Source organism: Gordonia sp. YC-XJ4, from assembly GCF_059511865.1.
This window is the reverse complement of the sequence record NZ_JCAMPF010000002.1, coordinates 193785-216905: the sequence shown is the minus strand read 5'-3', so window position 1 is coordinate 216905 and position 23121 is coordinate 193785. Positions and strand designations below refer to the sequence as shown.

Annotated in this window: 16 protein-coding genes; 5 read left to right on the top strand and 11 right to left on the bottom strand. The window is 65.0% G+C overall.

Translation table 11 applies throughout. The features are described from left to right. Positions 1-131 precede the first annotated feature (131 nt). The 5 genes from AC5ZH6_RS28845 to AC5ZH6_RS28825 all read left to right on the top strand — a co-directional run bounded on the left by AC5ZH6_RS28845 (position 132) and on the right by AC5ZH6_RS28825 (position 6037). The gene (locus AC5ZH6_RS28845; RefSeq protein ID WP_496169438.1) at positions 132-596 is read left to right on the top strand and encodes an enoyl-CoA hydratase; all 465 of its coding nucleotides are present in this window, start codon (positions 132-134) and stop codon (positions 594-596) included. Positions 597-852: 256 nt separating this feature from the next. Beyond that, positions 853-3243: an exonuclease domain-containing protein gene (locus tag AC5ZH6_RS28840; protein ID WP_496169437.1), complete on the top strand. Its 2391-nt coding sequence runs from the start codon at positions 853-855 to the stop codon at positions 3241-3243. A gap of 93 nt (positions 3244-3336) precedes the next feature. Further along, on the top strand, positions 3337-3726 hold the full coding sequence (locus tag AC5ZH6_RS28835) for a hypothetical protein (protein WP_496169436.1): 390 nt from the start codon (positions 3337-3339) through the stop codon (positions 3724-3726). A gap of 780 nt (positions 3727-4506) precedes the next feature. Then, complete coding sequence (locus tag AC5ZH6_RS28830; protein ID WP_496169435.1) at positions 4507-5604, top strand: hypothetical protein; 1098 nt, start codon at positions 4507-4509, stop codon at positions 5602-5604. Positions 5605-5731: 127 nt separating this feature from the next. Then, positions 5732-6037, top strand: coding sequence for a hypothetical protein (locus AC5ZH6_RS28825; RefSeq protein WP_496169433.1), 306 nt, complete (start codon positions 5732-5734; stop codon positions 6035-6037). Between the two features lie 74 nt (positions 6038-6111). On the opposite strand, the gene AC5ZH6_RS28820 is transcribed toward AC5ZH6_RS28825, so the two are convergent. The 11 genes from AC5ZH6_RS28820 to AC5ZH6_RS28770 form a co-directional block, all read right to left on the bottom strand. Continuing rightward, a complete protein-coding gene (locus tag AC5ZH6_RS28820; protein ID WP_496169431.1) occupies positions 6112-7317 on the bottom strand; it encodes a hypothetical protein in 1206 nt (401 codons plus the stop codon). A gap of 185 nt (positions 7318-7502) precedes the next feature. Continuing rightward, entirely contained in the window at positions 7503-8099 is a 597-nt protein-coding gene (locus AC5ZH6_RS28815) for a hypothetical protein (RefSeq protein ID WP_496169430.1), read from the bottom strand. A 52-nt stretch (positions 8100-8151) separates the two neighbouring features. Then, a complete protein-coding gene (locus AC5ZH6_RS28810; protein ID WP_496169428.1) occupies positions 8152-11394 on the bottom strand; it encodes a VldE C-terminal domain-containing protein in 3243 nt (1080 codons plus the stop codon). A gap of 119 nt (positions 11395-11513) precedes the next feature. Continuing rightward, positions 11514-12128, bottom strand: a complete 615-nt coding sequence (locus tag AC5ZH6_RS28805) for a hypothetical protein (RefSeq protein WP_496169427.1) — start codon at positions 12126-12128, stop codon at positions 11514-11516. After that, the gene (locus tag AC5ZH6_RS28800) at positions 12125-12481 is read right to left on the bottom strand and encodes a hypothetical protein (protein ID WP_496169425.1); all 357 of its coding nucleotides are present in this window, start codon (positions 12479-12481) and stop codon (positions 12125-12127) included. Before AC5ZH6_RS28800 ends, AC5ZH6_RS28805 begins: the two co-directional genes overlap by 4 nt. A gap of 47 nt (positions 12482-12528) precedes the next feature. Next, on the bottom strand, positions 12529-13164 hold the full coding sequence (locus AC5ZH6_RS28795; protein WP_496169424.1) for a hypothetical protein: 636 nt from the start codon (positions 13162-13164) through the stop codon (positions 12529-12531). After that, a complete protein-coding gene (locus tag AC5ZH6_RS28790; protein ID WP_496169422.1) occupies positions 13161-16310 on the bottom strand; it encodes a hypothetical protein in 3150 nt (1049 codons plus the stop codon). Before AC5ZH6_RS28790 ends, AC5ZH6_RS28795 begins: the two co-directional genes overlap by 4 nt. Before the next feature lie 28 nt (positions 16311-16338). Continuing rightward, the gene (locus tag AC5ZH6_RS28785; RefSeq protein WP_496169420.1) at positions 16339-19596 is read right to left on the bottom strand and encodes an ATP-binding protein; all 3258 of its coding nucleotides are present in this window, start codon (positions 19594-19596) and stop codon (positions 16339-16341) included. Positions 19597-19636: 40 nt separating this feature from the next. Continuing rightward, on the bottom strand, positions 19637-20218 hold the full coding sequence (locus AC5ZH6_RS28780) for a hypothetical protein (protein ID WP_496169418.1): 582 nt from the start codon (positions 20216-20218) through the stop codon (positions 19637-19639). 18 nt (positions 20219-20236) lie between these two features. Then, complete coding sequence (locus tag AC5ZH6_RS28775; RefSeq protein WP_496169416.1) at positions 20237-20548, bottom strand: hypothetical protein; 312 nt, start codon at positions 20546-20548, stop codon at positions 20237-20239. A 60-nt stretch (positions 20549-20608) separates the two neighbouring features. Further along, on the bottom strand, positions 20609-22432 hold the full coding sequence (locus AC5ZH6_RS28770; RefSeq protein WP_496169415.1) for a conjugal transfer protein: 1824 nt from the start codon (positions 22430-22432) through the stop codon (positions 20609-20611). Between the last annotated feature and the right edge of the window lie 689 nt (positions 22433-23121).

The following is a 23121-nucleotide window of genomic DNA, read 5'->3' as shown; positions in this document are numbered from 1 at the left end:
TCCCCGTCGGGGTGAATCGGAAAGTTGCTCGACCGAACCTGCACAATAAGTAGCACGAGACCACTGGGGTTTCGCTCACCTGCCGGTGAGTTGATCTGGGAGTACCTGCGATGCGACGACGAAGCCTAGCCGTGTTGATCCTGTCCATCTGCGTGGCCGTGGCCGCGCTCGTCGGCGCCGGCCCGGCTAACGCCGCACCCCGCGAGCTACCCCGCCTGGCGATCACCGGCGACAACTTCGGCACCTACGGCGATCACGACTACTGCCGTGGCGCGCTCGGCACCAGCTTGACCTCGCCCAAGCCCGGCGTGCTCCGAGTGACCTTGCGGTCGTTCGGATTCACCGGCAACGGCAAAGGCTGGGCCCGCAACCCGCGCTGCACGGTGTTGATCGGCTACACCTACACCAGCGTCCGCAACCTCCGCGGCGAGCTGTGGGACCGAGTCACTTTCGCCGCCCGCCCCGGCCAGCGGGTCACCCGCGACATTCCCACCGGATCCGGGCTCGTCGCGCTGGTCATCGGCACCTACTCGGTGAACTCTCCTGTCCGGGCCATGCAAGGCCCGGGGGTGTCGTTCTACCCGATCGTTCCGTAACCGCCCAACCAGCACCCAGCGCTCCGCCGCCCCAACCAGCCAGGTTGTGGCGGCGGAGTCGTCTCCGCAGTCATCCACCCGCCGTCGGCCTGCAGCCGCTCGGCTTAGAGCTTGGGCTATCGCCACGGCGGCGTAGCGCTCACCGGCAGTGGCCCACGGTCTCCTCGGTGTTGTCGCTCATCGCTGTTGTGCCGCTCCTGTCGGGGGTCTCGCCGATACTGGGGATATCGAAGCCTTTGACTGTTGGAGGATGCTGGTGGATTCCCCGCTTATCGTCACCCCGCGCGTCGCGTGCCGGCCGGGGCCGGACGCGATCGACGTGCTCGCCGCGCACCCTTTCGTCGCAATCGATTTGGAGACAACGGGCGGGTCGCCGGCTATGCATCGCATCGTTGAGGTTGGTGCGGTCAAGATGCGGGCCGATGGCACCGTCGTTGATCGCTTCTCCCAGATCGCCAACCCCGGCAACGATGTACCTCTCCCCCCGGCGGCGCAGCGAATCCACGGGCTCACTCCGGCACAGATCCGGTCTGCGCCACCGTTGCCGCAAGTGCTCTGTGAGTTCGTCGAATTCGTTGGTTCGCTGGGCGTTATCGCCCACAACCTGTCGTTCGAGAATCGCTTCCTCACCGCAGCTTTCGATCGCGTGCGCGGCCCCAACCCGCAATGGCAGGGTGTGTGCACCCTGGCCACCGCACGTAGCTACATTCCGGCGGACTCGCACAAGCTGGGAAGACTGCTCGAGTTGTTGGGGCTGGACGCGGTCAACGACCACCGCGCGGCCACCGATGCCCACGCCTGCGGGTTGCTCGCTGCGCACATGATCACCACGATGGGACTCTCTGCGTTGCAGCGCCTTCCGTCCTCCACGCACCGCCCGCCGCAGACAGCGGGCGCCGCGGATGGCCACGCTGGGGCGGTGTCGCTGGTCACCGAAACCCTGCAGGCCCGGATCCTCTCCGACAAAGTCACCACCCCGGCCACCAACGATCATCTGGCCGCCAGCACGCCGTCGAACACCCCTCCTGCCGGCGCCAGCGCAGTCAGGCCCGGGCCGCGTCGCACGCTGACGCCCGTGGCAACATCTGTTGACGCTGCAAGCCTCAGGGAAGCGTTCGGCGGGCATTCGCCCACTGAGGAGCAGAGGATCGCGCTCGACGCGTTCGCTGCGGGAAACGACCTGAAACTCACCGCAGTCGCCGGTAGCGGCAAGACCAGTACGCTGCTGGGAATTTCCCGGGTCACCGAGCAAACACAGCCTGGACGCAACGGTCTCTACATTGCGTTCAACAACTCTGTGGCCCGCGAAGCGCAGCGGCGTTTCCCCCGGTCGGTCGCCGCAATGACCGCTCACGCGTTGGCGCGGAAAAACATCCAGAACACCTCGTACGGCCCATTGTTGGCCAAACTCAACGGCGACGCCCCTCGTTGGGCGACGACCGCGGAAGCGATCTACCCGAAGCGGGTGGTGGTGTCACTGGCCGACGGACGCAAACTGTTCTCGTCGTACCACGTCGGGCGGTACGCACTGCAGGCCGTTGAGCGTTTCTGCCAAACTCTCGACGCCGACATCACGATCGACCACATGCCCACCATTCTGGGCGTCGAGCGCGGTTCTGAGTCTGAACGAGAACTCGCTGACGCGGTCATCCCGTGCGCCCGCCGCGCCTGGCGTAATGCGCTGGATCCGAACTCGTTCGCGGTGCGCTTCACCCACGGCCACTACCTGAAGCTGTTCGCCGACTCGCATCCACGGATCGGGCGTGACGGCGACTACCTCCTTGTCGACGAGGCGCAGGACCTGAACCCGGTGCTCAAAGGGCTGGTCGTCATGCAGCACCATCTGCAGTTGGTTCTGGTGGGTGACTCCAATCAACAGATCTACGGGTTCACAGGTGCCTGCGATGCACTCGAGACCGTTACCACCGACACCGCGGCCACTCTGACCCAGTCGTTCCGATTCGGTGATGCGATCGCCGATGCCGCCAATGTGTATCTCTCGCAGCTCGAGTCACCCGTGCGAGTGCGCGGGAACCCGGCTATCGACGACCGGGTGGACTTCGCCCTCACCGATACCGATGCAGTGCTCGCGCGCACCAATGGCGGGGCGATCAGCGAGGTGCTCGTCGCCCAGAAGGCCGGCCAGCGGGTAGGACTCGTCGGCGACAGTGACGCTGTACTCAAATTCTGCGACACCGCACGCTCCCTGCTGGCCGGTCAAACCCCGAAAGACACCAAATACGCTGCGTTCTCGACGTGGGGCGAGCTGACCGAGTACCTCGAGAACCAGCCCGGAGTCTCGGATGTGGCGACCCAAGCCAAACTCATCGAAGACCACGGAGTCGACGTCATCGAAGCTGCCATCGCCGACCTCGTACCGGCCCGACAGGCGACGACCATCGTTGCCACGGCACACAAAGCCAAAGGGCTCGAGTATGGGTCGGTGCGGATCGCTGACGACTTCCTCAATCCGGGCGATCCGGATGTGCCGCGCCTGATTCCGTTGTCACCGGAAGACGTTGCCGCCGAACGTCGCCTCGCCTACGTGGCTATGACGCGCGCGAAAACCGCGTTGAATCCCGGTGCGTTGCTCCGCCCCAAGGACCTATCGGTCGTCCGGTCAGCGCCGGCCGGCATGCTGCTGTGACCATGGCACTTTCATCGGGTCGGGTAGCCGAAACCCCGTCGTTAGGATCAGCGCTACAAGGACTTTCCGTGTCGTGGTGAGGAGTGGCGAACAATGCCGACTGCTGAGGATGTCACGTTCATGCGCGCCGTTGCGGACGCGGTGGACGCCGTGGTGATCAAACAGGCGTCGCCGGGGAGGTGGCGGCCGGGGACGGGAGCCGACCCGCAGGAGTGGTCGACGTTGCGGACCTTCGTCGACGGGGAATCGGATCCGTATCACCTGGGGTTGGCGATCGACAAGCACGACCAGCGGGCGATGATGGCTGCGCAGCCGACGGTGCTCGCCGCGTCGGTGGCGGCTATCCGCGCTGTCGCCGACGCCCTACCGGACGTCCCTGCCGGTGTCGCCGACGCCACTCGCGCGTTGTGTGTGCTGTACAACCTGACGATGAGTTTGAAGGTCGACGACCGTCAGATCACGCCCACCACGGCAACTATCTGACGACCGCTATCCTTGAGCGTGTGACCGCTGTGGTGTGTGATCGTCGGGGTTGTCGCTGGTCACACGGAACAAAAGTATGGTTGCATCTGCGATGACCTTCGGTACTATTGCATCAGTAAGCTCAGTTCTGGACATGAGGCGCCCAGCGACCTCTTGCCAAGGGCGAGTTCAAGACTTCGGTCTTGCTGAGGCTTTCTTTTAACCTCCTCAAACGGTGGTTGTGACTATTTCACCCACCGTTGCGCAATGGTTAATGGCTTCGATCTTCGATGGGTCCGGACCGATTTCGGTTCGGGCCCTTCGTCTTTCTCGGGACGACGAGCACGCAATTCCGGTGACAGCCGCGGTATTCCACGCAGCTGCCACCGGAGGCGATGGCTTCGATCATCCCCCCATTCGGAGTTGCAAAGGCAACACCGAAGGCAGGTGTGGGGGCGCATACAGGCCGTGAATACAAGAAAACCTCCCTAGTGATCTGCGGCAGCAAGTCGTAGCAGTGCTGAGACGCGCGGGAGGACGGAACACACGATTCCCCGCGACGTGCTGTGCACTACATAGCGACTGCGGCCGAACACTCAGACCCAGGAAGGTTCCCGCCCCCGAGGGGGCGACGCTAGAAGCATGATACCCGGAAGGGACCGGACTCACACAAGCCGAATCGCATAATTCGCCGAAATTCCCTGCCCACGCATGTCGAACCTTCACCGGAAAGAGGTGCGAGAGACTGGAGGCGCCACCGCACGGTCACCCACCCGACGCACGAAGGATCGATCTCGCTCAATGTGCCGCGTCAAGCCCGGACCTCGCTGCCCGTCATGCCAGGAAAAGGCCCTCACCAGCGCTCATGCCCGACTCGCGCAGGTCGTCGACCGCATGAAGGCCGCGCCGCCGGGGGTTCGACGCTCCCGCCTGGAGGCGCAGGCACGCGACATCGCCCGCGTCGTCGCCTGCCGGCGTTCGGATCTGTACTCCACCCGCTCCTACCAGCAGCGCGCCGAACACGAGCTCGCAGAGCTGATCGCCAGCAACCCGAAGGACCCGCAGATCCCCGAACTGGCAGCACGGCTCGCCGAAGGCCGGGTCATGGAGCACTATCGGCGGCAACAGGCGCAACTGATGCCGCCGGCGCCGACCCTGCCGGCCGCCAGCAAAGCCCACCGAGATCTCGGCGCCGCCCGCTTCGAGATGGCCCACGCACAGCTCCGGATGGATCAGGCATCAGGGAACAACGCCGAATGGAAGCTGTGGCAGACCCGGCACCTTGAAGCGGCGCAGCGGGGGGCACTCGCCGCCGCGCAACTCGAGGCGATCGAATCATCACAGTCGGCGCGAGGGTGGGCTGACCTGTCCGCCGACGAGAAGCGGACTTTGCGGGACAAGTGCGCCGCCCGGGGAACGTTCGACACCCCGCTGGTGCCTCGCCCCTACCAGGATGTGCTCGACGAAACCCAGGATGTGCTCGACGGCGTGCAACCCGTGCGGGAGGTCATCGACGACAGCGGGGTGCCACCGTTCGGTGATCCCACCCCCCGCACCGCGCCGCCGGCAGCCAGCTTGGCATCCCCCGCAACCGACACCGGTGCTGACGACGATGCTTCCAGTCCACGTGGAGGACGACGATCAACCCTCGACCCACCTGACCGGCAACGCCTGCTGCAGAAGCAAACCCGGCGGCGATCCGCTCGTCGGCGATCGGCGATGGCGGAGTGGCGCAAGGCCAAGCGCGCCCAGCGCAGCCTGGAGCGGATCGAGCGGCAAGCCGAGCAGCACATCGAGTCGGCGGTCGACGACGACCTCGCCGCCGGGACGCGTTCACTGTTCGACGTCGCGTTCCTCGGCGCGATCCTCGACTCCGCCAGCAACAATCAGCGGCGCTGACCCCGACCGCCGACTCGGCGCCACCAGCAGTGCGGCACTGCCCTACTAGACGCCACCGACAACGACAGGCATAGTGACACTAGGCAGGACCGACCTGCACATTCGCATCACAGGAGGTGACGCACCCATGCACATCGCAGTCTTCGTCGTCGGCGCGTTCCTGACGCTCCTGCTCGCCGGCCCCGCTGTCCGCGGCGGACTCCCCCGCGCATGGCTGCTGCTCGCTGCGACCGTTGTCCCGGTGTTCTTGCTGTACATGGGATTTCGCGGTAGCGGCAACGACGCCTTGTTCCTGTGGCCGACGTTCCTGCTGGCATCGATCATTGTGGTCAAGTCGTTGCTGCGGCTGTACGCGATCGTCTCGGCGACCCCGCGCGCGGCGATCAACACCACCGGCGACCACTCGCAACAGCATTGGGCCACCACCGCGTAACTCGCCTGTGACTACTGCAGCCCCGCACGACGACTCGTGCGGGGCTGCAGTATTTGTGCGGTGACCAGTCGAGATCAACGCGACGGCGGCAGTAGGTAGTCCACGATCATCGCCAGATCCTCAACAAACTGTGCGTCCCTGCCCAATTGCGGCAGCGACTGCAGGAACGGCACCACCGCCGGGCCGGTCAGATAGTCGACCGAATCGGGGTGACCATCCACCTCGAGCATCTGGGTGAGCTGCCCGTCGGCGATGACCGCTTCGTGGGTGACGAACGCGGCGATGGTGGTGCGGCGGCCGCCAGGAGTCATCAACGCGGCGTCCACCTCGGCTGCGGCCCGGCACAACACCCGCTGGAACGTCAGCGGCATCGGCTCACCATTCAACTCGACCACCGTCGTGGCCCGACCGTCGGCGGCCACCCCGGACACCGCGCGGATGCTGGCGGCCACGACTTCAGAGCGCAGCGCGATCACCCCGGGCGGGCCGACGATGACGTGATCGATGAGAGCGCCACTCGAGGTAACCCGCGAATGGAACACGAACCATCCGCCCGGCAACCCCTCGAGCAGATGCGCGGTCTGCAGAGAGGCGTCCGAACGTGCGTGGATCGTCGCCGCATCCACACCGGATGGCCCGCTGAATCCGATCAGCCCCAACGTGAACGGCGTCGATGCGCTCATCGGAATGTGTGATCGTGCTGACGCTGCCCGCACCCGCGCCCGGTAGGGGATGTCGACTTGGACCGCCACGACGGCTGCTGTTGCCAGCACCGCCACGAGCAGTGACCACGCGCCGATGACCGGCCCAACAGCGAGATACACGATGGGGGGGATCACCGCGGCGAGAGCTGCACCGCCGATTCGGGGGAGCCGGGCGCGCCGCGCAGACGTCACCGCCAGCACCGCCGCCAGAACGATCACCACCCCGCCGGCCACTACCCCCCAGTTGAGGTTGCCGCCGACGCTCCACCACACCGTCAGCGCAGCGCCGATCGCGCCGATCAGCATTGCGGCGACGGCACCTCGCATCAGGAACGTGAACACCGCTGTGCTCAATGCGGCAGCGAGCACGACGACGGTCACCCCGAGCCAGGCGTCACCCCAAATGAATTCGGCGAGCGCGAACACCACGCCGGCGACGCCGATCACCATCAGGGTGTACATGATGATGCGGTCTCGGTTGCTTCGCCGGTCATTACGGGTCAGTGCCCGTACACCGATTCCGGCCCGCTCGGCCGGATCAGACCGGACCGCTCGAGATGTGTCGAAGGTGCTCATGGTTGCCTCTCTTCCGGGGCGGGGTGGCTGCCAGGAGCATGGCCGGACCGCTGCCGCGAAACCTGCGGGCGGCGAGCAGGCACGTCACGCCTCTGCTCTGCTGGTGGTGCGTCGGCCATAGCCTGATCTCCTTGCATCTCTTGGATGGCGCTGACGGTAGCCGACGCCGGTCGTGCGGTGCGGCGCTATTCGTCGGCGACGCTGAACTGCGACACCTCCCAGCCCGACGGACCGCGGGTGGCGATGGCGTACACCGCCGGCGACGTCGACGTCAGTTCCTGACCGTGCGCGTCGTAGGGCTGTTCGGTCACCGACAACACCCGCGACACCGTGGTTGGGGTGTCGGCGGGGTGCTCATCGGATGCGACCGTGCAGGTACCGCGCGCCCATGCGTGCGCCCGCTGCCAGTCGACCCACTTCGGGAGCGGGCGGATTCCTTTCGGCGGCTGCACCAGCTGCGTGCGGAGCTCTGGGGTGAACAGGTCTGCTGCCCGCGCATACGACGACGAGTACGACGGCTCCGTTTGGGTGTTGCGGGTGAACACGATCGTGCACGCCGACAGGAGCACCGACACCGGTGATTGCCGGTCCACTCCAACAGTTCCGGCGGTCGGTAGCTGCGCCGGCGGTGTCACCGGCACCGTTGTCGATGGCGCCGCCGCTGATGGTGTGGCGGAGGTGGTGTCGCTGTCGGTGCTGTCATTTCCGCATCCGGCACCGACGGCCACAACGGTTGCGATGCACACGCCGAGCAGTGCACGGCGGGTGAGGGTTGTCGTCATGTTGTTCAGCGTATTCGGTGCTTCTCCGCCTGTGCAGCAGTGTGATAACGCATCACTGGGCTGCGGCTGCGGCTGCGGCGGCGTCGCTGTCGGAGATGTGTTTGATCTTGCCGCTCGGCGACAGCGGACTGATCTTGACGGGCACACCGCTCTGCTGGGCTTCCACCACCTGGTTGTTGCCGATGTACATTTGCACGTGCCCGGGCCCGTCAGCGCCGAACTCGCTGAACACAAGATCACCGGGTTGTGCTTGTGCCGCCGACACTTCGGTGCCCACCGTCCACTGGTTTTCTGAGGTGCGGGGCAGTTTGATTCCCGCTTTGGCGTAGGCGAACATCACCAGACCCGAGCAGTCGAAACTGTCGGGGCCGGTCGCGCCCCACACGTACGGTTTGCCGCGCTGGGCCAGTGCGACTTGCACCACCTGCTGTCGTCCGCCGCTGCTGCTGCCTGCGGGGGCGGTGGGCGCGAGTTGCCCTGCACCACCATCGTATTCGCGGGCCCACTCCAGGATCCGCGCGACATAGGGTTGCGTTTGGGTGGTGTAGTCGCCGCCGGACGGCATGCCGCCGGCGTTGATGACGGCGCCGATCCCGGCGTTGTAGGCGGCGATGGTCAGCGCGACCGGGTCACCGTGGACACGTCCCGACGCGATGAGTTTCTTCATGTTCGCCAGGTCCGCGCACATCATGCGGCCCTGCGCCATGGTGGCGTCCGCGGCGTTGCGCGGATTACCGGTTCCTGGTGGTGAGATCGGGCGGCCGTTGTCGTCGACGCGGCTGCCCCACGTCGGCCAGGTCGTCGGCTGGAACTGCGAACTTCCCTCTGCCCCAGTGGAACTTGTGGCGTTCTCGTTGAACCCTGACTCCGCGCGGATCTGCGCGGCGATGAGCGGCGCGGTGATTCCGTCGCAGAGCTGCCCGGCCAGCGTGATCCATTTGACGAACCGTTCGGGAACGCTACCGGGCCGCAGGATACGGCCGAGGACGCTGCCTTGCGCGCAGCTCTGCTGGGTGTTGGACAGCGTTTGGGTGGATGCGTTCGGCTGCGAGTACGGGTCCGCCCAGAGTTGGGTGACCGCCCCGATGGACAGTTGTTCCCAGGTGCCGAATCCCGGGCCGTTGGTGGCCTGGTCGGGGAACATCTTCACCAGCACATCCGACAGAGGTTCTGTCGCCCACTGCTGATCGGTCGCCGCGACTTGTTTGAGCCGGTCGAAGAATGCGTTGGCCGCGTACGGAACGTTGATCAGGTTGCTGGTATCCGCGGTTCCCTCGAGGGGCACTTCACCGAAGATTCCGATCCGCGGGTCGTTGTTCGTCGGCATCTTCGAGATGAAGTTCGTTTGGGCGCCCGCATAGGCGACCGCGAGCACCGCAGCCCGCCCGGTCGGGGTGATACCCGATCTGCGGGCGGCGGCGATGAGCGCTTTGATGTTGGCTTGCTGTTCCGGAGTGAGGGATTGAGATTTCTGCGTCCCGGTGGGCTGATAGGGCTGCACCCCGTCCGGAGCGGCCTGACCTCCGCCGGCAGTGGAGGCGGCCGGCGTAGCGGTGCCGGGCAATCCGAGGACGGTCGCGGTGGGCGGACCCGACTGCAGAAAACTGACGTGGACGTGATTGTTGTGGCGGTCGTTGTCGTCGCCGGTGTGCCCGTAGTCGGTCCAGGTTCCGTTCTGCCAGATGCGGTTACGCCAGATGACGTACTTGACTTTGAGTTCGCCGGCGTTGTCGATATAGAACTTGGCGATCCGGTCGCCGAGCGCGATCCCATCGGGTGATGCGTAGTTCGGGACCATCACGTCGATGGCGGAGCCGTCTCCGTGATCGCCGGAGCCCGGGCGGTACCCGCCGATGGTTTGCACCTGCGGGAACTGTTGCTCGGCCAGGCGCATCCCGCGTTGCGCCGCCGCCTGCAGATTGCGTTCGTTGCCGCGGGGGCTGGAGGGCAGGGATGCCGCGGCCGTCTGCTGCTGCGGTGCCGCCGCGGTGGGCTGGGCGCCGCCGACGAAGGTGCCTTCGGGTGCCGGGCGCTTGTCACGCAGCCCCGGCACCCTCGCTGACGGCGGCCACGCCCCCCACCCTTGGGTTTTCAGAACGTTGTTGGCGACTTCCATCTGCTGCTGTTTGGTCGCCTGCCACGCCTGCGGCGCGAACTTACCGCCGCCGTTGGCTGTCCACGTCGACGCCGTGAACTGCACCCCACCGGAGTAGCCGTTGCCGGTGTTGATGGCCCAGTTGTTGCCGGACTCGAGTTTCGCGAGGGACTCCCAGTCGGCGGCGGTCACCGTGCCGGCTGGCTGGGCGGCTGCCGGGGCGGCTGCCGGGGCGGCTGCAGCGACCGGAGCAGCTGTGGTGGGTGCAGCGGCAGGCGCCGTCGCGCTGTTGGTGTTGGCCTGGGCGCGGAACCGCGACAGCCACGGCATCGGATCGACGCCGCCTTGGGACCGCCAACCGCCCGGGTACACACCGAAGTGCAGGTGCGCGCCGGTCGACGCTCCAGCGTTGCCGACGTCGGCGATGTGCTGGCCGGCGGTGACGTGCTGGCCGGCATGGACCAGGACGTGGCCGTCTTCGATGTGCCCGTACAGAGTGGACACCTTTTGCCCGTTGATGGTGTGATCGATGATCACCCAGTTGCCGTATCCGGAGGCCGGACCAGCTTGGGAGACAACACCATCAGCGGGGGCGTAGATCGGTTTGCCGTAGATGCCGGGCGCGGAGAAGTCGACGCCGTCATGGAAGGATGTGGCGCCCGCGGTGGGGGCATCGCGGTTACCGAACCCGGAGGTGACTTGCATGTATTGCGGGTCCAGCGGCGCACCGAGCGTGCCGGCACTCGCCCCACCGGAACCGGGTGCGGCGGCGCCGGGTTGGGTGATGCGGGGGGCAGTGATGTCGAGGCATTGCCCTTGGTCGCGGCGTGCTGTTCCGCTCGCTCCGGTACCGCCACCCATGACGGTGATCAGCACCACCGACAGCAGCGTGCCGAGCACCAGCACGTGCAGCATCATCAGTGCGCCGATGGCGATGTACAGGCGCCGACGGTTGCGTTTGGCCTTCTGGTCGTTACCGATGAGGTTGGTGAACGCTTTGACCACGGGTGCGGCCGTACCGCCGGTGGCGGCGGTGATCGCGGCGTTGGCGCTTTGCCGCGCGGCTTCGTTGGCGGCGACCTTCTTGACGCTGTCGGGCTTCTGGTTGTTTTTGCTGCCGCGGCCCGCGGGTTTCGGTGTCGCGCCGGCGCCAACCTTCGGTCCGGCACCGGGTTTCCCGCCGGTACCGCCGGCGGGCACCGGGGACCATCCGGCAGGTGTGGATCCCTTCGGCGGGCGGGTTCCTGACGCGCTGACGCGGCGACCCGACGACGGCGGTTTGCGGGGGCCTGACGGCCCGGAGGGCGGCATGGTGGGCATCAGGCCCCCGAAGGCGCCTCGGTGGCCTCGGTCACCAACGCGTATTCGTCGACGTCTCGAAGTTCGAGCTGCAGCACATAGGTGAGGTCCTGTTCACGGGCACGGTCGGCGGTGTCATTGATCCCGAGGATCAGTCGGTTGGTGTAGACCCGGACGGTGGCGACGTCGCCGGTGATCTTCACCGTCGGCGCGCCGACGACGTGAACGTCGTAGGCCTTGACCTGCTGCTGCCATGTCCAACCCCACACCGACGCCAGCGATGTTTGCATCTGCCCGATGAACGCCGGGTCGGCGTAGTCCTGCCAGCTGTTGAGCCAGTCCTGGGCGGGGTCGAAGTTGAATGGGGAGAACGCCCCGAAGTTGACCACGAACGTCCGGGCGACCGACGCCACAGCGGCGGCGGTGCGGCCGACGATCGGTGACGGCGTATCCGCGGTGCCGGCGTCGTCACCGGTACCTGCCGAGGGGCCCGGGACGGTGGTGATCACCGATTGCTGTGCCGGCGGCACACCCAGATCACCGTTGTCGGTGTCCGGTGTCGACGAACAGCCAGCCATCGTCAGCACAGCGAGGATCGCCGCACATCCGTACGCGGCAACGGTGTTGCGGTTCATGAGGACCCCGCTGTCCGGTGGCGGCGCCACCGGCGCCAAGCGAACCTGAGTAGATACCAGATGCTGCTGCCGATGAGGTCGAGCGCGGCAATGAGGTACAGCGACAACGCCACTCGGTACGCGCCGTCGTTGGCGCCTGCTGCCGCCAGGACAGTGGCGACGACGACGGCGGCGAGTACACGCCACCACGTGGACCGCAGCGCGGTCACAAGCCTGGCAGCTTTGGTGTACAGCCAGTCGAAGTCACCGTCGCCCACCGCACTCTCACGTTGCGTGGGCGGTTCGACGGCGTGGCCCTCCACCGGAGAGATTTCGTCGGCGGGCCGGTTCAGGATCGGGATGGGTCGCTGCACGTCCCGTGTCGCGGACGCGGACACCCGACGGGTTGGTCCTGGACGTGTCACAGGAATCCCGCTACCACGACCACTGCGGACACCACCAGGATTGCCGCGACTATCCACCCCCAGATCTCTTTGGCGGGACGGCCATTGACGTCGGGAATGTTGTCAAGAACGAGTGGAGTAACCACATCGAAACTCAGGGGGTCCACTGCACGACGCGAGAGCCGGTGTGTGGTCGAGTCTGGTTCGTCATCGTCTGGTTCGTCATCGTCAGGTGGTGCGGGCGGGTCATCGCCGTCGAGGTCGGGAACTTCTACGTCGGTGCGGGCAGCGGATGAAGTCTGCGAGGACGACCCTCGGGCGGCGTCCGTATCAGCGGCGTCGACGTTGCCCATGATCAGGTTGCGGGCACGCCGAACCTCTTCCTGCTGGTTGGTAAGCATGTTGAGCAGTCGTGCTGCTTTCATCTCCGTCAGCGGATACTCGGCGGTGCCGTCGGCGAGGGTCACCACCAGAACGGCGTCACTGGGATCGTCAGGATCGAACTGCACATCGACCGCCGAGATCGGTAGCGGCGCCGCTCCGTCCTCGCGGTGCCGGCCGCCGAGGTCGACGACTTCCGCTCGATCCGCGCTGCCCGACGCGGACCGCGCAACACCTCGCCCCAACGGCACTCGTGGCGCACCAGCGGTCATGCCGAATCACCTCCCTGTGGTCGACGGAACCGTTGACGACTGGCTTCCCGGCGCACCGAGACGGCGCGGCGATGGACCTCCCGGTCGTGGGCTGCCTCATCGAAGGAGCGTCGGCCGTGCTGTTCGCTCCACGCGCTCGCGAACCGACTTCCCTCGACGTTGCTGTCGTGGCGTGCTCGCGTCTCAGCGCTCATGCTCTCCGCGTACGCCCGTGGAATGACATATGAGGCAGCACCTTTCACCTCTGCACGGGCCGCGCGGGCATACCCGGTGAACGTGTCGACCTTCCCGTCCCCGAGCGACCGGCCGGGGGCCATCATCGATCCGGCAGCCTCGTTGGCGCGGCGGCCGAACCCCGCCAACCGCTGACCAGCAGCTTGAGCGCCGAGCGCTCCGGCGTCCGCGGCTCGAGTGGTGACCGGCCTGAGCGCGGTAGCGACCCCGCGCCCGACGCCTCGTCCCACCCCGCGACCGGTTGCGACGGCGGCGCCGGCCACACCGCCGACGGGGCGCCCGCGGAACGACGCCGTAGTCGCCGCGCGGCCCGACGGGCGGGCCGCTCCGGCAACGCCTCCCCCAGCTGCGGCGACGCCGCCGCCGCCCTTGCCGGGTGCGGGTGCACCGGCCGTTGTGGGGGAACCGCCGTTCGATCGGTTCGGGCTGCCGATGGCAGCATTACGTCCCAGTCGGGCAGCGCCCTTGGTGCCCGACCATGCCCCCTTAGCGGCGGGTTTCGCCCCGTACTTCAAACCTGCGTAGCCGGCGAGGACCGTGGCGCCCGTGAGCGCCCTGCTGGAGGTTTCTCCCGGGGAATGGGTGGACCCCTTCACCTTTGCGTACTCGTCGACCTTTCGGACGGCCGCGACCATCCCGAACATGAGACCGACCATCATCATGATCTTGATCCCCATGTTGAACGAGCTCGTGAAGACCACCGCGACGAACGCAACAGCGATGGTTGTCATCAGTCCGTACTGGAAACGGCGTTCGAAGACCGACACGAAGTCCTTCAGATACCGCAGCGCAGCTTGGGCGTTGCCGGGGATCAGCGCCGCCAGCAGTCGGAACACGCCCATCAGGAACAGCAGGAACAGCACGGCTTGGAAATACAGGCTGACGAGTGCGACGATTCCGATCGCAGCTCCGGTGAACAGTGTGCTCACCAACGCCACGAGCGCCTGCGTCAGATGCGGGAACGACCCTCGACCTTGATACGAGTTCTGGATGTCGTTGGCGGTGGACGCCACTCCCGCATTGGTGCTCTTGGACTGCTGCTGCAGTTCGTAGGCCACAGCATGGTACGGGTCGCATTGCACCAGGTGGGCGTAGTCGCCCTTGTCCTGCATGCAGGTTTTGCGGGCCGCGGAGAAGTTGGGGCCACCTTCTTGGGCGATGAGGTAGCTGCGCAGATCGCTGCATCCGCGGAAGTTGTTGTAACACGGCAACCCTTGACCGGCCGGGTCGTCCTTGGAGGTGACGAGATCAGTACGGCCACCGTAGTGCGGATCCCCGAACCGGGTGACGCGGGTGGTGACCGCCAGTTTCCGGTTCGCGGTGGACCCGAACTGGCCCAGCGCCCATGGTCGATACGCCAACGCTTCGGCGAGAATGCACGAGGAGTATCGCTGCCCGGGCACGGCAGCAGCGAATGCCTGGTCGGTGCCCGGTTGCGGGTTAACCGGCACCGGTCTGGTGCACATCATCGACGGGTTGTCCGCCGTAATCGTGTCGAACGCGACGTCCGCGATCGCCGAATTCAGTTGCGCCACTGTCTGATCACCGAAGGATGCGAGCATGAACCAGCCGTTGCTGTTCGGGTTGGCCCAACTGGCGGCGCCGATCCCACCGAACAGGAATCCGGCGAGCACGAGCACGAGCACCTGGCCGCCGACGTCACCGATCGCAGACCGGAATCCGCGCATTGCAACGGATTTCACAATCACCATGATTCCGCCGAGAGTGAGCATCACCCCCGCCATCGGCAGGAACAGGTAGATGAACATTTTATCGACGAACGGCAGTGTCTTGTTGTACAGGAACTCCAGCGGACGCGACGCTTGGGTGATCTCCTTGATCGCGATCACTGTCTGCAGCACATACAGATTGACCTTCATCACCAGGTTGCCGGTGACCACCGACATCCACGGCATGATGGAGCAGATCTCGTCGCCGGAGTCATTCTTCTGCCAGTTGACGAACTTCAGGCCACGTAGACCGGCCACCTCGAACAGCGTGTAGTTGTCCAGCGAATAGTTGGCGCCGAGCCGATCGAAGTTGCCTGCCTGGTCACTGTTGGGCGGGATGGTCGACGGATCACCCAGTCCTGGACTGGTTTTCACCTGACCCAGGTTGCGGGCGGCCATCAGGCTTTCCGGTCCGGTCCCGACGGGCTCCTGCGTCAGGTCCGGGCGGGTGAACGAACAGATCAGGTCGTTGGCTCGCGATTCAAGAAGGTCGCCGATCCCGAAGCTGAAACCGTGCGCTTGACCTTGTGGGACGCCGATGAGAATGGTGAATGACGCCATCACCGCCACCAACAGCATCCCGGAGCCACGCCGTAGCCGCGCTTTCCAGGTGCGGTCGCTGCGGTCCGCTTTGCGGGTCCGCAGATACACCACGATCATCGCCGCGCCGAAGGTGCCGAGTTGCATGAGGATCGGCCACTGAGAGGCCGGGCTCCACGCCCACGCCGGCACCGCCGCGAGCACAAGCCCTTGGGCGATCACCACACTCCAGCCGATGTGGACACCACGGTGCGGCGAGACCAGGGCCGCGATGGTGACGGTTGCCAGCATCGCCGCGGTCACACCGACCGCGATGGGTACCGCCCCATAGCGGGGGATCGCGATCATGGTTGCGGCGGCCAACGCCACCGCCGACCCGACGCTCATACCAATGACACCCGTCACCTGGGGGAACCGCCTCCGGGAAGCCACTGCCGTCGCCACCAACGCGACGATCACCGCCACTGCTACCGTCGGCGCTGTACCCGCCTTGACCCAGATGGCCGAGATGCAGACAGCGATTGTCAGAACCCCGAGCACGATCCGCCACCGCAGCCATCCGGCGGCGCGCTCGACATGCTCGCCGAGCGTGCCGAGTGCACGCCACACGGTGGCGGCAGGTGGTGTGATGACAGTCGTCATGGTGTCCTCAGTGGTTGGGCCGACGTGGTCAGACGGCAGCGAATTCTTCAGGCGCGTAGTCGAACTGCTCGACGAAATCATCGGTTGCGGTTGCGAGGCGATCTTCGATGATGTCCTTGCGGAGCACATCTCGGATATCGGTCCTCACCAGCCATTCCCCGATCGGTCGGGGGTCAACCGACTGATCACGTCCGCGCAGTGCCGCATTGGTTTGGGTTGCCCGATGCAGCTCGTCGAAGATGGGGTCGACGATGACCGTGGCGACACGGTTGTCGAGATCGCGCGTTACGCACACGCCGGTCTCCAGGCCACCCCCGGGCACGCTGCGCCCGCGTAGCTTCTTCGCCAGCACCTCCTCCGCCGCGCTGTCGCCGCCGGACCCTGAACGCAGCAACTTCAGAGCCGCTCGAGCTTCGGTATCGCCACGCTGCATGAACACAAACACCGAGCCGAACTGGTTCTGATCAGCTTCCTCGCCGTTGCCTCCATCGTCGGCCTTCTCAATCGCATTGATGTCGAGTGCCTGCTGGGAGATGATGACCACACCGAAAAAGAACGATCTCCCCTGCCGCAAAGCTCTTTTCAGGAGATTCGCGCCTTCCTCGAACGCGGTCACCATGTATGCCTCATCGACGAATAGCAGGCGAGGACGCACGTTCTTGGCGGCGATCCCGCTGGTGGTCCGGCTCGCGGTGAATCGTCGGTTGGGGCGGATGGCGGGGCTTGCGCTGGAGAACACGCGCTCCACCTGCCACAGCACGGTGAACATGGCCGCCGATGCGGCCCTGTTCTCGTCGGTCGCTTTGGCCTCGGTGGGGTTGGCCGGCGGCTTGAACCCGACCATGGTGACGATCGTCCGGCGATGATTGAACCCGCGGATGGCTCCAGTAGTGGGCTTGGTCGCGCCGGCGGTCGATGTTCCACCGACGCCTTTTGTCATCTCGAGGCCGGAATGCTCCTCGGGGTCGGAGAACAGGAGCCGCGCATATGGGGTGTGCCGCGCGCGCTCGAGTCGTTTGCGGAGGGAGTCGACCGCGTCCCGGTTCTGGCGGGCGGCGATCTTTTCGTGACCGCCTTGCGCCAGCACGTCTTCGTAGAACTCGTAGTCCTCGAGCAGGTGCGATTCCAGCGAACTCAGCGACGGTAGTGGCGTGTTCGGGTCGAGGTCGGCCCTGTCTTTGTAGCCTTTGCGGAGCCGGTTGAATGCAAGGTCGAGCACCGTGCGCAAGGGACTGTCAGTGGGGAGGTCGGCGAACAGCAGCTCGACCTGCCGACGCGCGAGGCGTTCACCTTCCTCGTAGTCGTCGGTCAGTTTCCATGACTCCAGCGAACCGTTGTCGCCGTACGTCAGGGACACAATGCGTGTGTCGTTCCAGAACTCCCGGTTGATCGGCTGGAACTTGCTGCCCGGCTTACCGATGGTTCCGGCGTTGGCGGCGGCTTCAAACTCGTCGTCGAGAACCTGTTTGCCGAAAGCGAGGTAGAGGCAGAACTTTTCGAAGTCATTCTTCGGGTCGAGGACCACGCACTGGGAGCCGGCTTCGGATGCCCAGAAGAACAAGCACAGCGCCAGAGTCGATTTGCCGCCGCCGGATGCGCCGATGATCGCCACGCCAGAGCCGGCGTTGCGGGACATCTGGACGACGGGATCAAAGTGGACGATTGCGCCGTTCTCGGCGGCGTATCCGATTACGTGCCCATGCCAGCCCAGGGTGTCACCGGTCTTGGTGACTTCGATGTCGTCGCCGACGGTGGGCGCCGAGTCGAGGCGGGCCAGCGACAGGATCTCCATATCGGAGTAGCGGCTCCCGATGTCGATGCCGCCGCCCGGCCCGAAGTCCTTGGCGAGGACGGATCGGCCGACGTGGTGCGGGTTAACGTCGCCGGGTAGTTGCTCTTCGAGCAACGCGTACTGGCAGTTCTTCAAACGAGTGAGTTTGACGAAGTTCTTCATCAGGTTGGTCACAGTTTGTTCCTGTGACTTCAACTCGCGCAGCGAATTTGCAGTCAGCGAAATCCGCAGCTGACCAAACATGCCGGGCCGCGGTTCGGCCTCCATTTCTTCTTTGACCTCATCGGCTTCCGCAGCGAGCAACCCGAACCGGGTGTCGTCGAGTGCACGCTCGTTGCCGTCCTTGGTGCGGTCCTTCACTTCGTCGGCGATCTTGCGGGTCGCCTTCACAACAGCCTTGGACCACAACTTGTCGGCGATGAGCTGGTATCGCCACGAGATCTCCGGCGGATTTGGCAACGACCGCAGGAGCCGCCCCCAGGCATCCCAGTAGCGGAATGGGATGACAGTGTCCGACGTTTCGACGGTCAACGTAGTGCTGTAGCACACCTGTGGAGACTCGTCGTCGGCGATATCAGGATTCGCGATCTGCACCGCCGCTTGCTGTTTCATGTTGAAACCGTCGAACTGGACGAGTTCGTCAAAGAACACGTTGCGCGCGTACCGGGTCCGGTTGTATTCGATATCGGTGCGCACCGGGAACGTCCCCGCCAGGGGCTTGCGGATCAACCACGCCAGGTCGGCCCGATCCATCGGAGTTCCGTACGCGGACAGCAGGTTAACGATGTCGTTGGCGCGTCCCCGGAAGAAGTCCAGCTCCTCCTTGGCGAAGATCTCGTTACACAGCGAGTCGTCGGCGTCGACGATCAGCGCGGCGGGATCGACACTGACGGGCTGCTTCTGGTCACCGATCCGCACCAGCAGGTAACGGGCCCGGACTGGGGACCCACCTCGGATGTGCGGTTCCACCCCGTCATCGACGAGCGTGTCGAACAAGGCGCTGGGGTCCCACTGGTTGGAGTGATAACGCTCCAGCCATTCGCTGGTGTCGACGGGTTGGTTACGGATGATCTCGTGGCACGGTACGACCGCTTCGCGTTTCCCGTTCTTGGCGTTGAAGTAGTCCAAGAGGGCGTTTTGAATCCCTTGCGCGCGTTCAGCATCTGACTCTTGTTCTGATGTGGAAGAGAACTCATCGGTGACCGACGCCAACCGAACGCCGGTCCACACGCCCGAGTCGCGGATGAAGAAGAACGTCCCGACGTCTTCCACGTAGCGGTAGCCCAGTCGTCGGTTGTCAGCCCGTTTGTCGCGCTCCTTGATCTTTGGGTCGTACTCGGCGGTGTTGGCCTTCTTCAGCCACGGCACGTACTGCGGAAACTTCCTGACCCATACCACGTATGCGGCGCCCAACGACACCGCGAACAGGGAGAAAGCGATGAGAATCAGCATAACGTCGTGGCCTTTCGGATTCGGAGTGGTGTCAGCACGCACCAGCCTTGTTGTCGCCGAGTGCTGTTCGAGATCATGTCGATCAGCCTTCCGGGCGGGCAGCCGCGAACGGGGAGCGTTGCGATGCGGCGATCACCGCGTCATGCCACCGGTCGAAGAGCGCGAAGTCGTCGGCGACCGCGAACTCTTCTGATGCGCGGGGGCGGGGGCAGTACTGCACTCGGTTGCCCAGCGCTCGGCCCGCCTTGATGTGTGGTGAGTTGTTGGGGCGCATGACGATGACGCACCACCTCATGGTGTCGATGGTTGCGTCGGCCTGAGTGCTTGCAATGTGCTCGGGCTGGTGGTTGCGGAGCGAGTACCACAAGGTGACGCGGCGCCAAGGGGTTTCCTTATCTCCGAGGTCGCGCTGCAGGAATGCGTAGAGCCCCGCGAAGACGACCGCCATGGTCAGGAAGATCGCCCACCAGGGCACCCCGAAGATCCAGCCGAACACGACCTGGAAGACAAACCACGCCGGAATCACGCAGCCCGCTGCCATTCCGGCAGCTGGAAATGACACGCCACCCATCCACGCCAGCGACAAGTCGTTGACGGTGAACATCTTTCCCTTGTGGCGCATGATCGCGGTGTAGTCCCGCGCCCACAGGTGCCGATCACTCATGCGATGCGGTTCCGCCTTCTAGTTCACGGAGCCGTTTTGCGGGGTGCCCGACTGCTGGTTGGTGACGTCGTGGCCGGTCGTCACGACCATCGGCGCGATGGCCGCGCCACCACCGATGATCAGGCAGCCTACGAGGACACCGACTACAGCGGCGAGGCCCTTACGCATTCCTCCGGAGAACGCGCCTGTCATCACCAGGACGCCGGCGATAACCATGGCAGCAACGGCGAGCGCGCCGCCGAGGATTTGGCCTGTGGTTCCGATGCTCTGAATGACCTGAACGATTGCGTTGGAGCCCTGCCCGGCGGCGGCGAGAGTCTTGGTGGTCATGCTGTGTTCCTTTCGGTTGAGATCACTGCTGCTGGGGGTTCAGGTGCCAGACCCGGGTGGTCACGGCGACGTGGATTCACTTGTTGTGGCGGCGGAGTCGGGATCTTGCGAGGTCGTCGGTTGCGACGTTGATGGGGTGGTGGTGACCGCACCGCCGGTGGGTGCGACGCCCGCGTCGACGGTGTTGATTCCGTCGGTGCTATCGGCGATGGGATTGGCGTCGGCAGCGTGGTCACTCACCGTGCCGCCGGCGATGTCGGAGATCAGCCACTTTCCGCCGACCTTGCGGAGCGCGATGCGGTATCCGGCGGTCTGAGTGGACGACGACTGCTTGACGTCCCATTGCACGGTGACTTGCGCAATCACCACGTCACCGTCGTTGTAGACGATCGGCCCGCTGTTGGGTTGGGCGTTGCTGGTGAAGACCGTGACTTGCTGGATTCGGGGGTTCTCGAGTGCACCTCCGAGTCCGTTGTGGACTTCGGGTTCGGCGTTGTCGGTGGCGGCCAACGTGATCTGCTTGTCGTCGGAGGCCGCCCACGCGGTGAGGAACGGTGCGAGCAGACTGCTTTGGAGCTCACCGGCCAGGCGTGAATCCTGTTGCATTACTGCCTGGTACCCGGAAGGTTTCGATGTCCGTAAGCCTGCGGTGATACCGATGTCGCCGATAACGCTCATGTCGTTGGCTTGGGCGGTGTTGCTGACCCAGATCGGCACGCTGACTGTCCAGAAGTCACCAGCGGCCATGGACACGTTGTAGAACAGGTACGCCGCAGCACCTCCGGTGAAGCCGTCGATCGATTTCGCGCGCCCGTTGAACACAATCATCTGCGGCGCTTGGATTTTCCCGCCGTCCTGCCAACCGCAGCTCGGTGATGGACCGCCGGTGGACATTGACGCGAGCAGCTTTGCTCGAGCGGCGACCTGGCTGGCGTCGCCGTGGGTCAAACAGGTTTGCAGGTATTGCTGACCGAACGCGCTCATCGCTTGTAGCGGCAGCGATGTCAACCGATATTGGGTGGCTTCGTTCGCGCTGATGGCACCGTCTGCGGGCACCGCACTGCGGCCGTACATGACGCCGACGAGGCCGAAGAGCGCACTCATGACAGTGACTACGGCGATCAGGAAGGCCAGCCGACGCCCTCCCCATACGCGGCTGGTGACGACCGGTGACTTTCCGATCGCCGGGACGGTGAAGTTCTCCACCGGCGCGCCGTTTTCGTCGAACAGGGGCGGAATGTCGTCGGCGAGTTCTTCAGTGGTGGCGCCACCGGAGCGGATCAGATTGCCGATCTTCCGGGTGAATTCTTTTGTCCCGGCACGGTCGTCGACGGCTACGCCTTTGGTGGTGACGTAGATCCATTCGCCGTCATCGCCGACGAGTTCACGGTTGTCTTCGTCGACGGCGATGTATTCGCTGCCCTCGCCGGCGAACCATTTGAAGACCCGCTGCTGCTTGCGGTTGAGGGTGTAGTGGACACCTTCCTCAGCGAGGATGACCTGCGTGTTGGGGTGGGTGTCGATATCTCCGGTGGGCGGGTCATCAACGTTGTCGTCTCGGATGCCCACCTCGGGGTCGGCGGGTCGGTCGAGCAATCCAACGGCCACCGGTGGGCGTGAATGGTTGTCGGGCCGCCGATTCGACAGGGATGACACTGCCACGGGTGGACGGGCCGGCGCGGAGGGATTCACGATGCGGTCGACGGCCTGACGGATCGGGTACTGCCGTAGTTCGGATACCAGGCTGACCAGCCGGTGATCGCTTTCGGGGAGCAGTCTGTAGCGGCTCGATGCCGGCGGGATCTCGTCGACGTACTGCTGGCAGCGCAAACCCTGCCCTTGTCGGGGGTAGGGCCTATATTCGTAGGACGCCTTATCAGGCACTGTGCTGCACTCCCTAACAGCGCGGACAGCTCAGCTGTGACCGCTTTCGCGGGCGAGATACAGCAAAGTCATCCAGGTTCGGCTTCGATGGGTCCATCGTAGGGCACGTGTTTCGCATCCCGGCCCACAAATTTGCCGCTGTCGCGGAGTCGCCAGATTCGTCGTGTCAGTCGCGGGCTCTTTCGTTGGCGCGGTGAAGACGTCATGAGACAGCTGGTGGTGTCTATTTCGTGGCCGTGCGGGAGTCCAGTCCTCAGCCGTCTGGGTGGAGTCCGCACCAAACTCGTCGGAAAACCAATCCGATGCGACCTGAACGCAACAGCCGGTGGCGGTGATCGCCACTCCGACCAGAGGAACCAACTCCGCCGATTGGAGGCTTAGGGTGTGGACGCGCGTTCATGGGGTGTGGACGCGCGTTCATGCGAGCGCCCCCCTTCGGTGGGGAGTCCCCTGGGGACTGCTCGCAACCCCATTGAACAGCGCAAATGATAGATTCGATCAGGATTTGTGTTAGGTCAGCGCATGCGCACACAGTCAGCTGTCACAACGCCAGCGTGAGGGCATCGTACTTTCGACTTGGTCTGACCTGGGACGACATGCGCTACGTGGCGGGACACAACGCCAGCGAGAGGGCACCGTATCCGCATCAGCGGAATGCTGTGACTTTTCGGGGCCGATCGGGCCGAGTT

What these genes read in the sequence shown, in the direction of transcription:
- AC5ZH6_RS28825 (WP_496169433.1), top strand. Translation starts at nt 5,732, where the DNA reads ATGCACATCGCAGTCTTCGTCGTCGGCGCGTTCCTGACGCTCCTGCTC.
- AC5ZH6_RS28830 (WP_496169435.1), top strand. Translation starts at nt 4,507, where the DNA reads ATGTGCCGCGTCAAGCCCGGACCTCGCTGCCCGTCATGCCAGGAAAAG.
- AC5ZH6_RS28790 (WP_496169422.1), bottom strand. Translation starts at nt 16,310, where the DNA reads ATGACGACTGTCATCACACCACCTGCCGCCACCGTGTGGCGTGCACTC.
- AC5ZH6_RS28815 (WP_496169430.1), bottom strand. Translation starts at nt 8,099, where the DNA reads ATGACGACAACCCTCACCCGCCGTGCACTGCTCGGCGTGTGCATCGCA.
- AC5ZH6_RS28780 (WP_496169418.1), bottom strand. Translation starts at nt 20,218, where the DNA reads ATGAGTGATCGGCACCTGTGGGCGCGGGACTACACCGCGATCATGCGC.
- AC5ZH6_RS28795 (WP_496169424.1), bottom strand. Translation starts at nt 13,164, where the DNA reads ATGACCGCTGGTGCGCCACGAGTGCCGTTGGGGCGAGGTGTTGCGCGG.
- AC5ZH6_RS28820 (WP_496169431.1), bottom strand. Translation starts at nt 7,317, where the DNA reads ATGAGCACCTTCGACACATCTCGAGCGGTCCGGTCTGATCCGGCCGAG.
- AC5ZH6_RS28835 (WP_496169436.1), top strand. Translation starts at nt 3,337, where the DNA reads ATGCCGACTGCTGAGGATGTCACGTTCATGCGCGCCGTTGCGGACGCG.
- AC5ZH6_RS28805 (WP_496169427.1), bottom strand. Translation starts at nt 12,128, where the DNA reads ATGAACCGCAACACCGTTGCCGCGTACGGATGTGCGGCGATCCTCGCT.
- AC5ZH6_RS28775 (WP_496169416.1), bottom strand. Translation starts at nt 20,548, where the DNA reads ATGACCACCAAGACTCTCGCCGCCGCCGGGCAGGGCTCCAACGCAATC.